The sequence below is a fragment of the uncultured Acetobacterium sp. genome (assembly GCF_927416815.1).
Classification (GTDB): Bacteria; Bacillota; Clostridia; order Eubacteriales; family Eubacteriaceae; genus Acetobacterium.
In genome coordinates this window covers 1-14,942 of sequence record NZ_CAKMJU010000002.1, presented here as the reverse complement: position 1 = coordinate 14,942, position 14,942 = coordinate 1, and the positions used below count along the sequence as shown (strand labels likewise).

Sequence of the window (14,942 nt, the reverse complement as noted above, 5' to 3'; positions counted from 1 at the left end):
GCACTGAAGACCAGTGCTTTTTGCAATTATGTTTAAATTGTCTTTAGATTTTTTTTTCGTAGACTTTGACATTCAGTTCGGTTTTTAACTCTTGCAGATATGCTTGAGCCGGGGTAACGATGTCGTTAATTTTAACTTTGAATTTAGTCATCAGTTTGCTTTTAAGCTTGTCAAATTCTGCGGTGACTTTTTCGCTTTTTAAAGTTGTTGTAATTTCTTCTTTTTTATCTTCCAAACTTGGTATTTCGCCGTCTTTTTTATCATAAAGATAGATCACATGGTAACCATAATCGGTTTTAACCGGTTCACTGACGGTATTCACATCCATATCAAAGGCCGCATCTGAAAACTCAGTAACCATGGTTTTCTTGGCGAAGGCACCCAGATCGGCTGCTTCCGAAATACCCTCAGTGGTCTGGTATTTTGCCATAATTGCATCGAACTCTGCCACTGTTTTGGCATTTTTGGCTTCGGCATAAACTTGATCAGCCAGGGATTGTTCAGTCGCTAAAATGTGTTTGGCTGAAACGGTACTGGTATCATAAGAGGCCTTGTTTTCATCGTAGTATTTTTTGATTTCGCCATCGGTAACTTTTACGGTCGTTTCCAGATCAGCTTGAACCGCTTTCGAAATAGCCGATGCGGTCGCATCCTGTTTCATAAACTCTTTAAACTGGGCAATCGTTAAAAACTTTGTATCCAGGAACTCTTGCAGCCCTTCATCACCCTGTAGCAGATAATTGACAAATGCTTCCTGGGTCGTCACATAGCTGTCGATATTAGTCTGGTCAGCTGTCAGTTTCTTTTCTTCCGCGTATTGAGCCAGCGCTTTTTGCTCCGCAATGGTATTAAAGATCGTTTCATTAGTAGCTTTCATGCTTTCATCGTCGCTTTTTAATGCCTGTTGGGTCTGGTAATAGGTTAATAACTCCTCATTGGCCAGCCGATAATTGTATACATCTTTCTTAACCTCATCCTTACCAACTGTTCCCACAACAGTATCTAGTTCTTTGCTGGGATCAGCTTTTAAGGTATTATTGTAGTTTGTTTCCATGGTATTGGCATAACTGTAATCCAACAGAAATTTATTTAAAAATGCTTCAAATGATGCGGAGTCGGTATTATTCTTTTCTAAAACCGCAGCATATTTTTCTTCACCCAGGGTTGTTTTTAAGGATTCCAACATGCTGGTGGCATTGTCTGATATCCCGGTTTCATCAACGGTCACCCCATCTTTTTTTGCTTTAGCAGTAAGGGTTTCGACCCGAACCAGATCATCCAGGATGTCTTTTTTCAGCTCAGTCAGCTCCGTTTCGGTTGGGAAGGTCATCCCGCTGGCATCAAAATACATCTGATAATAGGCCATATAGTTATTAAAACTCTCTTTTAACAAAGGGGTTCCATCAATTTCTGCGATTTCCACCTTCTTATCCTGTTCAGGATTTACCTTAACCAAACTGCAACCTCCAGCAAAAAGACTGACACAGATAACACCTGTCAGCATTAGCGCCACGATCCGAGATTTCTTCATTTTTGTCGTTCTCCTCTTCTTAATAAATTATTATATCATTAAACCTTGCCCAGTTTAACATACTACAACTGGACTTTACCTTAATTCTTCGATGAAACCAGTTGTCCCAGAAATTCACCCAGGGCTTTAAGATAAGCCTGATCCTGTTCATGTTTTAAAACAATCCGCCAGCGGATCTGATCGCCTTTTCCGGCATTGAACTTAATATTATAAGTATTATACAGCGCCTGCATCAGTTGTGGATCAGGAATTGGAATTTCTCTGGTATTGTCAAAGGTCAGTAACACACTGTTGCCCCGTTCCCGAATTTCGATCATCCCCAGCGATCTGCCCAGATGTCTGATCATCGCCAGAGCCATCAGATTATAGACCCCATCAGGGATTTCCCCAAAGCGATCCAACAGCTCATCCTCCAGCTCGTCATAATCTATCCGTGACTTCACATAGGACAACTTCTTGTAGATATCGTATTTGAGTTCCTCATCGGCAATATAATTTTCGGGAATATAACTGCTGACATTGAGATTGATCATCAGCTCGCTGGTTGGGAAATCGATTTCTTTACCCAGCCGCTCATGAATGGCCTGATCGAGAATCCGGCAATAGAGTTCATAACCAATAATGGCCAGATTGCCCGACTGAGCCGCACCCAGAATATTCCCAGCGCCTCTGATTTCCAGATCCCGAAGGGCAATTTTGAAGCCCGAACCAAAGGCAGTAAAGTCTTTGATGGCCTTTAAGCGCTTCTGGGAAATTTCCGAGAGCACCTTGGGCCGATGGGTCACATAGGTGTAGCCTTGAACATCAGACCGCCCCACCCGTCCGCGGAGCTGATACAATTGCGACAGACCCATATAATCACCGTTATCGATGATCAGGGTATTGGCATTTTTAATATCCAGTCCCGATTCAATGATGGTGGTGGTTATCAGGACATCATACTCCCGCTCTAAAAAATCGACCATGATGTCTTCCAGCTCCTGACCGGTCATCCGGCCATGGGCGACCACAATCCGGGCTTCAGGAACCAGCTTCTGAATTTTTCGCGACACTTCAAAGATATCGTGGATTCGGTTGTGGACAAAATAGACCTGACCCTGTCGGGCCAGTTCCCGCTCGATCGCATCTTTGACGATGGCTTCATTATATTCCATGACGTAGGTCAGTACCGGCCGACGACCGGCCGGCGGCTCATCGATGACACTCATATCGCGGACCCCGATCATCGACATGTGCAAGGTTCTGGGAATCGGGGTGGCACTGAGGGTTAAAACATCGACATTTTCTTTGAGTTGTTTGATCCGTTCCTTATGTCCGACGCCAAACCGTTGTTCCTCATCTACCACCAACAGCCCCAGATCTTTAAAAATGACGTCTTTTGATAATAGCCGATGGGTGCCGATGATCAGATCCACCTGGCCGGCGGCCAGTTCCTTTAAAGTCTTGTCCTGGTCGGATTTAGACCGAAAGCGGCTGAGCAGACCAATGCTGACCGGATATTTTTTAAACCGGTCTAAGGCGGTCTGATAATGTTGCTGGGCTAAGATCGTGGTCGGCACCAGCAAGGCTACCTGTTTTCCCTCCATCACCGCTTTAAAGACGGCTCGCAGGGCAACCTCGGTTTTACCATAGCCGACATCGCCACAGAGCAGCCGATCCATCGGTCGGGTCGATTCCATATCCTCCTTGATCTCGTCGACGGCCTGGAGCTGATCGTTGGTTTCCTCATGGGGAAAAGAATCCTCAAATTCCTGCTGCCAGCTGGAATCCGGACCAAAAGCATAGCCCTTTAAATTTTGCCGTTTGGCATAAAGGGCAATCAGTTCATCGGCCATTTCTTCAACGGCGGCTTTGACCCGGGATTTGGATTTATTCCAGTCATTGGTACCCAACTGGTTAATTCTCGGTTTTTTCTCACCGGTTCCGACATAAACCTGGATCGCATCCATCTGATCCACCGGACAATAGAACCTAGCATCGTTGGCGTATTCGATAACCAGTAAATCTTTAATGGTCTCATCGATTTTTAGTTGTTCAATGCCCCGGTAGACCCCGATGCCATGGGTATCATGGACGACAAAGTCACCCTGATTCAATTGCGTGAAGGAATCGATCTTGCGTCCCTTTTGGCGGCGACGTTTTTTTTCGCGGGGTGCTTCTTTGATGATCTCACTTTGATTCATACAGATGAGCTTTTCTGCAGTCATTTCAAAGCCGCCGCTGATTTCGCCGGTGACCAGCTGAACCCCTGGTGACGCCTCATTGCTAAAGCGGTGAATATCGGCATCGATTAAAATGCTTTTGAGCTTTTCGCGCCCCGCTTCATCACGAGCCCGCAGATGGATAATGGCATCTTTTTCGAGCTGCTTTTGGACAAATTCGATAAAGCGGGGAACCTGACCTAAGAAGGAATCGTTTTCCTTGACCCCTAAATCGAGGGCCATCCCTTTTTTGCCCCTGGCGGTGAAAAGGTGGAGCCTTAACTGGGCCTGGTGCTCGAGGGCCTTCTCAATTTTTGAAAATGAGTAGAATTTATTTTTTTCTTCAGGAAACATCAACTGTTCATCCGTCAGGGTCAAAAAATCACGGTGCAGTTTATTGACAAAAACAGTCTGTGCTTCTTTGATCCGGGGCGGTTCATCCCAAATAACCAAAACATCTCCCAGATAATCCAACAGCATCCCCTCGGACTTGATAAAGGAAAACAGGGTCTCATCATGACTCCCCGGATCTTCGCTGATCCGTTCGATCAGCGCTTGATAACCGGGGTTATCGCGATAACTTTTGATTATTTTTTTTAGCGCATTAGCCCGTTCATCTTCATTTAAAATTATTTCCCGACCAGGTAAAATCGACACTTGCTCAACCGAACCGGTTGATAGCTGGGTTTGGGGGTCAAAGGTTCGCAGCGATTCAATGGTATCACCGAAAAATTCAATCCGGTAGGCTTCTCCACCAGTAGTCGAAAAAACATCGATGATCCCACCCCGGTGAGCAAATTGGCCTCTGGCCTCGACCTGAGAAACGGCTTCATACCCCAGTTCAAAAAGACCTTTATTCAGAATCATCGGATCCCAGCTATCCTCGACTGCCAGCGAAAAACCCAGTCCCTGAAATTTTTCTTTGGGCATTTGTTTCTTTAACAGGGTTTCTGCTCCCATCACCACCACAAAGCGCTGCGTTGACAATAGTTTTTCAAACACCAGCAAGCGCTGATGATTGATTTCCTGGCTATGAACATCGGCAAAATAGTCATGAATCGGCTCTGCCGGCAAGTAAAGTACCTGATCTCCCAGAATTTTCACCAGATTTTCAGCTGTTTTCTGAGCCTGATAATCGCTTGCTGTAACATATAGAATCCGATTTTGCTGCTGTCTGATGATCAGTCCGGTAAGCACTTCTTTAAAGCTGTTGTTGACATTGGAGAGATTGATGATTTCTCCTGGCGATAAACTGTTCAATATCGTTTGGATCGATTCGGCCTTCAAGAGGTTTTGATAAAGTAATTCCATGAGCTCTTCTTTCATTTTAAAACACGGATAGCCCGGGTTTTAAACCCAGGCACCTGTTTGTATTCTTTTCACACGTCTTAATCTTTGTCTTTTGTTTTGATTTTTCGCGTCTTTTATGCTAGTTTAATTCTTCTTGCACTGCTCTTGCTTCAGACTTTTGGTCTGCCAGTTTTTTTTCTGGCGGTTTCTTTTCTGCCGTTTTTTTTCTGACATTAATGCGGTTCATCGCCAGATCAACACCGTCTTTGACAAAAATGTCAATTCCCTTGGCGGCTTCGATCACAGCATTTTCGATCGCCGGAAATTCGCTTTTAGGAAAACGACCCAAAACATAGTGAACCAATTCTGAACCGATCCGGGGTCGGCCGATGCCGATCCGAATGCGCGAAAATTCCGGATTTCCCAGATGCGAAATAATCGAGCGCATGCCATTATGGGTACCGGCGCTACCGCGCTGCCTGATCCGCACATCGCCGGTGGCCAGATCAATATCGTCATAGATCACCAGCAGGTTCTCTATCGGGATATTATAGAAATTCATTAGCCCAGCCACACAAAGTCCACTATTATTCATATAGGTGGTCGGCTTGGCCAGCATAATTTTTCGTCCATCTTCACGATAGACGCCGGTTACTCCGTGTTGTTCTTTTTTAGTGATCGTGATTCCTTTTTTATCACTGAGATAATCAAGGGTTTCAAAACCAATATTATGACGGGTTCCATGGTATTCTTTACCGATGTTCCCTAATCCGACAATCAGATGCATCGGCTTTCCTATACGTATCTTCCCACAAAAAGCTTGCTCAGTGACCGGCCAAAGTGAACATAGTCAATAGCCCGGCCGAAAAGGGTTCCGGTGGAAAGAATTTTTATTTTTTCGATGCGTTTTTCTTTGGGAATACACAAAGTGTTGAGCGTGACCAGTTCCTCAATCGCGGAATCCTGAATCCGCTGGATTGCCGGACCGGAAAATACCCCATGACTACAAGCCGCAAATACAGAACTGGCACCAAGATCAAGGAGGGCATTGGCTCCAGAGGTAATGGTTCCGGCGGTATCAATCATATCATCGATCATGATGCAGTTTTTCCCTTTAACATCGCCAATAACATTCATCACCGCGGTTTCATTCGGGCGGGGACGTTCCTTGTCAACGATCGCAAAGGGACAGTTTAAGTTTCTGGCCAGCGTTCTTGATCGCTTAACACTACCCACATCAGGAGAAACTACCACCATATTTTCCAATTTTTTCTCTTTATAATATTCCGTGATCAGGGCACTGCCTGACAGGTGATCGAGGGGAATATCGAAGAAACCCTGAATCTGGTTCGAGTGCAGATCCATCGTGATAACCCGGTCAGCACCAGCGGTGGTTAGCAAGTTTGCCACCAGTTTAGCGGTGATCGGATCCCGGGATTTCGCCTTGCGATCTTGTCTGGCATAGCCATAATAAGGGATCACGGCATTAATTCGTCCTGCCGAAGCACGTTTCATGGAATCGATCAGAATTAGCAATTCCATCAAATTTTCATTTACCGGGGTGCCGGTCGACTGGATCACAAAAACATCTGCCCCCCGAACTGATTCAAAAACGTTGACGCCAAGTTCTCCGTCACTAAAGGAAACCACCTCAGCGTTACAGAGCTGGACTTCTAAATATTCGGCAATTTCCTGTGCCAATGGCATATTTGAGTTCCCAGCAATAATCTTAATTCCACTATACTTTCCATCCATGCGTTTTTTACCTCTTCTTAATCTTCTCTATTTTCTATTTTTTTGTTAATCATCTGGTGTGTTACTTTTTTAAATAATTGACCTTATTAACCTGTCTGGCTCTGGCAATTGCCAGACTGTCTTCCGGGACATCGTCCGTGATGGTCGAGCCGGCCGCGATATAGGCACCTTCTTTAACCGTTACCGGGGCAATCAGATTGGTATTGCAACCAACAAAGGCATTCTTTTCGACGATCGTCCGGTGTTTATTTTTGCCATCGTAATTCACAAAAACGGTGCCGCAACCCAGGTTGACATTTTCACCGACGTCGCCATCGCCAATGTAGGTCAGGTGTGAAGCTTTTGCGCCATCAGCCATGGTGGAATTTTTAATCTCGACAAAATCGCCAACTTTACAATGCTTGCCAATCTGGCTGCCTGGACGAATATAAGCGTAAGGTCCAACGTTGGTGTAATCATCGATGCTGCTCTCTAAAATTGTCGAGCTCTGGATAGTAACATTATTCCCAATTTTGGTGTCCACTAACCGACTATTTGCGCCAATGACACAATCTTTCCCAATCTCGGTCGCACCGTCCAGGATAACCCCGGGATAGAGGATCGTATCCTGTCCAACCTGTACTCTGGATCCTACATAGGTGGCTGCCGGATCAATGATGGTCACCCCAGCCTCCATCAGCCTTCGATTAATCCGTTTTCGCATCACTGTTTCAGCTTCAGCCAGCTGCACCCGGGAATTGACGGCTTGGATATCTTCGGGGTCGATTGTTACATAGGTACCGGCAGTTTTCCCCATTTTCCGCAGGATTTCGATGACGTCGGTGAGATAATACTCGCCCTGGACATTATCTGTTTTTAATTCCTTAAGCGCCAGAATCAGCGCCTGGGCGTCAAAGCAATACATCCCCGAATTGATTTCTTTGACCTCTTTTTCAGCCGGGTCAGCATCCTTCTCTTCAACAATTTTAAGTAACTCCCCACTTCTGTTTTTGATCATCCGGCCATAGCCGCGCGGCTGATCAAATTCTGCCGTTAAAACCGTTGCGGCATAGCCGCCGGTTTCGTGCGCCGCAATCAGACCGGTCAGGGTTTCTGCCCTGATCAGCGGGGCATCGCCAACTAACACGATCAGGTTTCCTTCAAGCGCCTCAAAAAAGGGCAGTGCCTGCAAAACGGCATGTCCGGTACCCAGCTGTTCTTGCTGGAGATAGGTAGAGATCTGTGGTGGCAGGCTTTCTTTGACCAGTTCGGCCTGAAACCCGACAATCACGCCAATCTCTGAAATTCCTGATGCCTGACTGACGGCAATCACATAATCCAGAATATTCTCGCCGCAGACCTGATGGAGCACCTTGGGTTTGTGAGACCGCATCCGGGTTCCTTCCCCGGCTGCCAATATGATGGTTTTAGAATGGTTCATTTTCATCTCCACTACTGTAATAATTATTAACAACAACAAAAAAAGGGAAGTACTTCCCCTTTTTCTTTTAAATTTTTAATTTTTTATTCTTCTTCGTAATCTACTTCTAGTTCAACTGCTGCTTCTTCTTCATTGGTTACTTGATTATCCTCTTCTATGGCCTTTTCGTAAGCTCGCAGGACACTCTCCTGCATCTCGCGACGGGTACCCATGTTAATGGGATGTGCAATATCCTTGAATTCACCATCCGGCGTTTTTCGACTGGGCATCGCAATAAAAAATCCGCTTTGACCCTCAATTACCTTAATATCATGAACAACAAATTGATCATCGAAAGTAACTGAGACAATTGCTCTCATTTTTCCCTCTGGATACGTTTTCCGTACTCTTACGTCCGTTATTTCCATCTCGTAAGCCTCCCCTTTGAAATAAAGTCACATGTCTAATTCTAGGTATATACTAACACAAATTCAACTATATTAAAACAAAAACCTTAAATTTTTTCGATTCTTATTATTTTCAAAAAGGGTTTAAAAAAACAAAAATTTTCTTTCATTTAAGCGTCTCTTTAATGTTCAAATGTGCGTTTTGATGAGCGATGCTTCTTTCAATTTTTCAGCTTTCAGAATGCAGAAAAACCTGCAATCCAGCTTCCAGATTTTCGTCATCCATCCAGATCAGCGGAGTAAACTGTTCAACCAGCTTTTCAGCCGGCGACCGGGTCACAAAGATAACACATATTCCCATTACTTCAGCGCCCACCTCTTCCATCAGGTTGGTCATTCCTTTGGCGGTTCCGCCGCCCTTCATAAAATCATCAATCACCAGCACTTTTTTGTTCTTGAGGTCAATGCGCCGGCTCAGATACATGGTATTAATTTTGTTGGATGACCCGGAAATATAATTTACACTGGTCGTCGCCCCCTCAGTTACCCGGTTGGAACGCCGAATCAAGCCCATTGGCACATTTAGGTAGTGGGCTGTTTCCATCGCCGCAGGGATTCCCTTGGTTTCGGTGGTGATGACATATTCAATCCCCATTTGTCCATATTTTGAAGCAATTATCCGACCAATATTTTTAGAATAGCGCGGATTCGAGAGGATATCACTATAATAAACAAAACCGCCCTGAATTTTTCGGGTCGGAGACTGGAGCTGATCAGCAATATCTTTGAGGATCAGCAGCTCCTCATCGCTGGTAACCTGGGGATGATAGACAACCCCCCCCGATGCCCCGGAAAAAGTTTCGATATAACCGCTACCGGTTAGTTCGATAGCATTCTTGACGATCGCCACATCTTCACAGACACTTGATTTTCCTGCTTCTAGTAAATCGGTAAAATAATTGAAGCTAAAAACCTGGTTGGGATGGTCTGACAAAATTTTTGTGATAACACTGATTCTTTCATTCTTTTTCATTTTTCACCTATGATCGATTTTTTAAAATCCGAACATTATTCTCATTCTCTATAATATTATTCATATTTTAATGAAAGTGCAAGTTTTTTTTAATCTTTACTCGGTGGAAAGACCTGTGTTATAATTCGGTTCAAAGTGTTTTTCCCAATTATGATTGGTATTCTGATTGTTTCATGACTATGCCTGACCAGGCAATCAACACTTTTAGCTAAATCGTTAAGAAATAATTAAGATTTTATTACCGACAAAGGAGCTAATTATTTGAAAGCACAACTAGAAAACAAATTTAACCGACCGATTAATAAATTATTTTTCATTGGCATTGGCGGAAGCAGCATGAGTGGTCTTGCGACGATGTCTTTATCTCAGGGTTTCATCATTGAAGGTTCTGATATGGTTGCTTCATCCTACACTGAAAAATTGGAAAGTCTGGGCATTACGATTCATATCGGCCACGACTATAAAAACATTCCTGCGGATACCGATTGTGTCGTTTATTCTGCTGCCATTCATGAGGATAACCCGGATATGGTTAAAGCTAGCGATTTGAATCTTCCCAAAATCGAACGTTCTGATTTTTTGGGTCTTTTTTCCCATATCTTTGATAAAACCATCGCCGTTTCCGGCACCCATGGCAAAACCACGACCTCTTCGATGGTTGCCTGCTTGCTCCAACATGCCGAACTACGACCCAGCCTCAGTATTGGCGGCAAGCTCGATGAATTCGGTGGCAATGCCGTAATTGACGGAAAAGAGTTTTTTGTCGTTGAGGCCTGTGAATATGTTGACAGTTTCCTGACAACCTCCCACTCGATTGGCATCATTACCAATATCGAAGAAGATCATCTCGATTATTTTACCGGTGGCTTAAAACAGATCAAGGAATCTTTTGCTAATTTTGGCAAAATCCTACCAGCGGATGGACTGATGATTGCCTATGGCGACTCCCCGGATGCGCTCGATGTCGTCACTGATTTAGCCTGTCCGGTGGTTACCTATGGTTTGGATAAAAGCAATGACTGGTATCCCGAAAATATTACCTATGACAAGGTTGGCAAACCCAGCTTCGATGTTTACAAAAACGGTGCTTTTTATGGCCATTATCAACTCATTATTCCCGGTCAACATAATGTCCTTAATTCGCTCTCGGCGATTATCTGTGGCGACTTCCTCAATATCCCGGTGGCAACCTCGATCACGGGGATGGCAAAATTCAGCGGCGCCAAACGCCGTTTTGAGTTCCGCGGTGAGGTCAACGGCATCAACGTTTACGAGGATTATGCCCATCATCCGACCGAATTAAAGGTGGTCGTAGATGCCTGTCTCAATTATGAACACCATAAACTATGGGTCGTTTTTCAACCCCATACTTATTCCCGAACCTTCTTTTTCTTTGATGATTTTGTCGACGCCTTTGCCAAAGCCGATTACGTCATTCTCAACGATATTTATTCCGATCGGGAGGGCAATGACTGGAATATTTATTCTGAAGATCTGCAAAAAGCGATTGAAGCAAAGTATGGTATCCCAACTGTCACCATTTCAGCCTTTGAGGATATTGTCAATCATTTGACTGACCACCTATCGCCCAATGATCTGGTTCTTGTGGCCGGTTCCCAAACGATCAATCACGTTGCCTTTGATCTGGTCGATAAGTTAAAGGAAATTCATAATTCTTGACATTTTTTCGCAACAGGAGTATTCTAAGGAGAGAAATAATTTTACTTTAGGAGGCTTATATGGAACAGTATAATAATAAGGCCATTGCTTCGCTGGTATTGGGAATCGTATCCTTGGTTAGCATCTGGTTTAGTTATTTTACCATTATCGGTATTATTTGTGCGGTCATTGGTTTAATCTTTGCCATCCAGATCCGTAAAGCTGGTGAGATGGAAGGCTTTAAGCCAAATAGCATGGCTACCGCCGGTTTGGTGCTTAATATCATCGGGCTTGCCCTGTGCGCACTCGTTCTGATTGCCTGTGTGGCCTGTGTCGGATTATTAGGCACAGCCGCGATGTTCGCTTGATTGATGCGCTAAAAATAGACGATGAGAATCGTCTATTTTTTTTATCTGAGAATCAAGTGGAGCTATTTTTATCCCTACCTTCCCCATGAAAGGAGTTTTATGTACCCCCTTATTGGTATCTTTCAATGCACCATTCCAACCTTTGGCGTCCTGTTTCTAATTGGCACCGGATGCGGTTTTCTGCTGGCTATTCCAACCGCTAAAAAATATGATATTACGACCATGGATGCGATGTTTTTTGGACTTTTTGGCATCATCGGTGGCATCACAGGAGCTAAATTGCTATACATTCTGATCGATTTACCGAATCTGATTGCCAGCCCGGAAACCGCCTTGATTCGGCTTGCCACTGGCGGAGCGATTTTTTATGGCGGACTGATTGGCGGAATCCTGGGGGGATTTCTCTATACCCAGGTTTATCATCTTGATGCGGTAAAATTTTTCGACATTGCGGTTCCCTGCCTGGCTCTTGCTCAGGCCTTTGGTCGGATCGGCTGTTTTTTTAATGGCTGCTGCTACGGGATTCCCTACGATGGCCCCTACGCCGTTCACTATCCAATCGGTGCCTACCCGCCTTCAGGCGTGGGCCTGTTTCCCGCTCAATTAACCGAGTCAAGCTTTCTTTTTATCCTGACCCTGGTTTTGGTGATCGTGCTTAATAAAAGTCAAACCCCTGGCTTGACCACCGGGTGCTACTTAATCGCTTCAGGAATCTTTCGTTTTATCAATGAATTTTTTCGTTCGGATCCCCGCGGTAACATTGGAATGCTCTCCACTTCGCAATTTATCAGCCTGATTATTATTGCATTAGGATTACTTTTTATCATTAAAGTTCCCCAGACCCTTTATCAAAAACACTTGAAAGATTAGATATTTGCAGCGCTTTAGGGTATAATCACTGTATCCGAAATTATTAGGAGGTATTATTATGGATCTTTATGATGGTTATTTGGGAGATTTTTCTTCCCAGCCGGACAGTTTTTGGGCAATTATGCCAGTTATTATGTCAGTTCTTGGTATTATCTTAGCAATTAGTCTGGTCATCGGACTTATTTGCTACATTTTTAATTCCCTTGGTCTTTATACCATGGCTAAAAACCGCAATATCGATAACCCCTGGTTAGCCTGGATTCCCTTAGCCAACCGCTATCTAATGGGTGAACTGATCAATGATGATGTTTCCATCAGCAGCTGGCATATTCCCTATGCCAAACTCTTTCTTCCCTTGATGGGTCTGGCCTTAACTGCTGTCATGGTGATTCTCGGCTTCATTCCTTATCTGGGTGCCTTTATCGGAATCCTGCTATCGCTGGCACTAAGCGTCTACTATTATGCCGCCCAGTTCTGGCTTTACAGTATTTATGACAAAGATCACCGGGTACTATATCTGGTTCTCAGCATTATCTTCCCTTTTCTCGGTCCTATTTTTGTCTTTATTATCCGTAATCGCGATGCTTACGATGAACGCCATCCGGAAGGGGTTATCGTCGAAACCTATGATTCAAAATCAATCCTGGCGCTGACTCTCGGGATCTTCTCAATCGTCAGCTTTATCACCTTGATTGGCAGCGGTCTGGTCACCGGAGCCGTGGGTCTTATTTTTGGGATGATCGCGATGAAGGAACAAAAACTTCAAGGCTTACCTACCGGCATGGCCATGGCTGGTCTGATTTGTTCTATTATCGGGATAGCCTTTACGGTACTGATGGTCTTTGCTTGCATCGCTTGTATCGGAGTTGGTGGTATGGGAATGCTAGGTGGTCTGATGAACGGTATGTATTACTAATAAAGATTCTTTAGCTGGCATTTCTTAATAACAGAGAGGTGAACATTCAATGTCGCAACAACAGTACGGTCTGGTTCTCAGTGGTGGTGGTGCTAAAGGAGCCTTTGAAATGGGTGTCTGGAAGGCGCTTAAAGAAAGTGATTACGCTCTTGGCGCAGTAATCGGAACCTCCGTCGGGGCACTAAACGCTGCCATGATTGCCCAGGATGACTATCAAATTGCCATGGAATTCTGGTCTAATCTGACCATTAACCAGGTTCTTGATTTAAATAAAAAAATGACCAATACCTATGTGGAGAAGTGGTCAAAAGAGAGTTTTGATATTTTCAGAACCGGTTTTCTAGCCGCACTTTTTTCCGACGGTTTGGATATCTCGCCGTTGCGCCACAATCTGACCCGGTTGATCTGCGAAGACAGCATCCGACGTTCAACGATTCGGTTCGGACTGGTAACGGTTGATATTAGCAGCCTCAAACCACGTCAACTGATGATTGAAGATATTCCAGAAGGCCAGTTGATTGACTATTTACTGGCCAGTGCTGCGCTACCGATTTTTCAGAAGCAGGAAATCGATGGTAAAACCTATCTCGATGGGGGATTTTTTGATAATGTTCCGATCAATTTTATGCTGGACCAGCATTTCAACCAGATTATTTCGGTGGAATTCCCGGTGATCGGGATGCGCAAATCGGTACGGGATAAAGATGCCAAGATCATTACGGTCAATAATTCCGAATATCTTGGTGGGCTGCTCGATTTTAATTCCAAGCAAATCGAGCAGAATATCCAATTAGGTTATCTGGATGCTTTAAAAGTCTTTGGCCGTTTGGAAGGCCGATATTTTTATTTGAACACCAATAAAAGTAGTGCCTTTTTTAGAAAATTTATCAACAAGCTGGGGCAACCACTATCAAACCAAAAACAAATGCACAAAATGCTGGCCTTACTCAGCCTATCGGCCGATGCCAGTCAAAGCGATGTTGTAAAAGCGCTGGAAAGTCTGTTGCAGAAAACCGCTTTTAAAAATCAGCCCCTTGGCCTTGCGATGCTGGAAATTACTGGAAAAAGCGTTGGTGTGCCACGACTGGAAAACTATCCTGTTGATTTTTTCATTCAGGCAATCCTTAAAGAGCTAAACCGGCTTTTAGATGAAAACCTCACCCTATTGGACAATCCTAAAATCATCGGAAGTTTTTTAACCCCCGCCACTAGCAACCTTCTGTGGTATAATTTCATTACCTTTTATATCGTATTTTTGAGTATCCGAAGCGATCTCAGTCCAGAACGGATGTCGACTTTCTTAAGTAAATTTTCACCGGATATTGCCCTTTCGATGATTACCGTTTTCTATATTCATGAAATAATCAACCACTAAAAAAGTGCCTACGGCACGTCAACACCCCTGCCCCTCAATCTTGAGGGGTTTTTTGGTTTTCTTTATCTTTGATTTGTTGTAAAATTAAAGCATGAGTATTTTACAGCATATTTTTTCTGATTATTATGACCTGATTCG

The 14,942-nt window shown here is 44.2% G+C and carries 12 protein-coding genes; 5 read left to right on the top strand and 7 right to left on the bottom strand.

All coding sequences use genetic code 11. The features are described from left to right. Positions 1 to 43 precede the first annotated feature (43 nt). The 7 genes from QZ998_RS00075 to purR all read right to left on the bottom strand — a co-directional run bounded on the left by QZ998_RS00075 (position 44) and on the right by purR (position 9,616). The gene (locus QZ998_RS00075) at positions 44 to 1,531 is read right to left on the bottom strand and encodes a SurA N-terminal domain-containing protein (RefSeq protein ID WP_296556982.1); all 1,488 of its coding nucleotides are present in this window, start codon (positions 1,529 to 1,531) and stop codon (positions 44 to 46) included. 80 nt (positions 1,532 to 1,611) lie between these two features. After that, a complete protein-coding gene (gene mfd, locus QZ998_RS00070; RefSeq protein WP_296556981.1) occupies positions 1,612 to 5,058 on the bottom strand; it encodes a transcription-repair coupling factor in 3,447 nt (1,148 codons plus the stop codon). Positions 5,059 to 5,161: 103 nt separating this feature from the next. Further along, a complete protein-coding gene (gene pth, locus QZ998_RS00065) occupies positions 5,162 to 5,809 on the bottom strand; it encodes an aminoacyl-tRNA hydrolase (protein ID WP_296556979.1) in 648 nt (215 codons plus the stop codon). 8 nt (positions 5,810 to 5,817) lie between these two features. Continuing rightward, entirely contained in the window at positions 5,818 to 6,777 is a 960-nt protein-coding gene (locus QZ998_RS00060; protein ID WP_296556977.1) for a ribose-phosphate pyrophosphokinase, read from the bottom strand. A 61-nt stretch (positions 6,778 to 6,838) separates the two neighbouring features. Next, positions 6,839 to 8,197, bottom strand: coding sequence for a bifunctional UDP-N-acetylglucosamine diphosphorylase/glucosamine-1-phosphate N-acetyltransferase GlmU (gene glmU / locus QZ998_RS00055; protein ID WP_296556974.1), 1,359 nt, complete (start codon positions 8,195 to 8,197; stop codon positions 6,839 to 6,841). Positions 8,198 to 8,280: 83 nt separating this feature from the next. Further along, positions 8,281 to 8,604 (bottom strand): septation regulator SpoVG, encoded by a 324-nt coding sequence (spoVG, locus tag QZ998_RS00050; protein ID WP_026394661.1) that lies wholly within the window; start codon positions 8,602 to 8,604, stop codon positions 8,281 to 8,283. 208 nt (positions 8,605 to 8,812) lie between these two features. After that, positions 8,813 to 9,616, bottom strand: coding sequence for a pur operon repressor (gene purR, locus QZ998_RS00045; RefSeq protein WP_296556968.1), 804 nt, complete (start codon positions 9,614 to 9,616; stop codon positions 8,813 to 8,815). Positions 9,617 to 9,877: 261 nt separating this feature from the next. Here purR and murC point away from each other — a divergent pair, with 261 nt between their 5' ends. The 5 genes from murC to QZ998_RS00020 are packed head-to-tail and all read left to right on the top strand — an operon-like array spanning position 9,878 to position 14,804. Then, complete coding sequence (gene murC / locus QZ998_RS00040) at positions 9,878 to 11,296, top strand: UDP-N-acetylmuramate--L-alanine ligase (RefSeq protein ID WP_296556966.1); 1,419 nt, start codon at positions 9,878 to 9,880, stop codon at positions 11,294 to 11,296. A gap of 59 nt (positions 11,297 to 11,355) precedes the next feature. Beyond that, a complete protein-coding gene (locus QZ998_RS00035; RefSeq protein WP_296556964.1) occupies positions 11,356 to 11,643 on the top strand; it encodes a hypothetical protein in 288 nt (95 codons plus the stop codon). Positions 11,644 to 11,664: 21 nt separating this feature from the next. Further along, positions 11,665 to 12,513, top strand: coding sequence for a prolipoprotein diacylglyceryl transferase family protein (locus QZ998_RS00030; protein WP_296556962.1), 849 nt, complete (start codon positions 11,665 to 11,667; stop codon positions 12,511 to 12,513). A gap of 58 nt (positions 12,514 to 12,571) precedes the next feature. Beyond that, positions 12,572 to 13,429, top strand: a complete 858-nt coding sequence (locus tag QZ998_RS00025) for a DUF4190 domain-containing protein (RefSeq protein ID WP_296556960.1) — start codon at positions 12,572 to 12,574, stop codon at positions 13,427 to 13,429. Between the two features lie 49 nt (positions 13,430 to 13,478). Further along, the gene (locus QZ998_RS00020; RefSeq protein ID WP_296556958.1) at positions 13,479 to 14,804 is read left to right on the top strand and encodes a patatin-like phospholipase family protein; all 1,326 of its coding nucleotides are present in this window, start codon (positions 13,479 to 13,481) and stop codon (positions 14,802 to 14,804) included. Positions 14,805 to 14,942 lie beyond the last annotated feature (138 nt).

Bases quoted from the DNA above. Each gene is read 5' to 3' on its own strand.
- QZ998_RS00075 (WP_296556982.1), bottom strand. From the start codon at position 1,531: ATGAAGAAATCTCGGATCGTGGCGCTAATGCTGACAGGTGTTATCTGT.
- mfd (WP_296556981.1), bottom strand. From the start codon at position 5,058: ATGAAAGAAGAGCTCATGGAATTACTTTATCAAAACCTCTTGAAGGCC.
- pth (WP_296556979.1), bottom strand. From the start codon at position 5,809: ATGCATCTGATTGTCGGATTAGGGAACATCGGTAAAGAATACCATGGA.
- QZ998_RS00060 (WP_296556977.1), bottom strand. From the start codon at position 6,777: ATGGATGGAAAGTATAGTGGAATTAAGATTATTGCTGGGAACTCAAAT.
- glmU (WP_296556974.1), bottom strand. From the start codon at position 8,197: ATGAACCATTCTAAAACCATCATATTGGCAGCCGGGGAAGGAACCCGG.
- spoVG (WP_026394661.1), bottom strand. From the start codon at position 8,604: ATGGAAATAACGGACGTAAGAGTACGGAAAACGTATCCAGAGGGAAAA.
- purR (WP_296556968.1), bottom strand. From the start codon at position 9,616: ATGAAAAAGAATGAAAGAATCAGTGTTATCACAAAAATTTTGTCAGAC.
- QZ998_RS00035 (WP_296556964.1), top strand. From the start codon at position 11,356: ATGGAACAGTATAATAATAAGGCCATTGCTTCGCTGGTATTGGGAATC.
- QZ998_RS00030 (WP_296556962.1), top strand. From the start codon at position 11,665: ATGAGAATCGTCTATTTTTTTTATCTGAGAATCAAGTGGAGCTATTTT.
- QZ998_RS00025 (WP_296556960.1), top strand. From the start codon at position 12,572: ATGGATCTTTATGATGGTTATTTGGGAGATTTTTCTTCCCAGCCGGAC.
- QZ998_RS00020 (WP_296556958.1), top strand. From the start codon at position 13,479: ATGTCGCAACAACAGTACGGTCTGGTTCTCAGTGGTGGTGGTGCTAAA.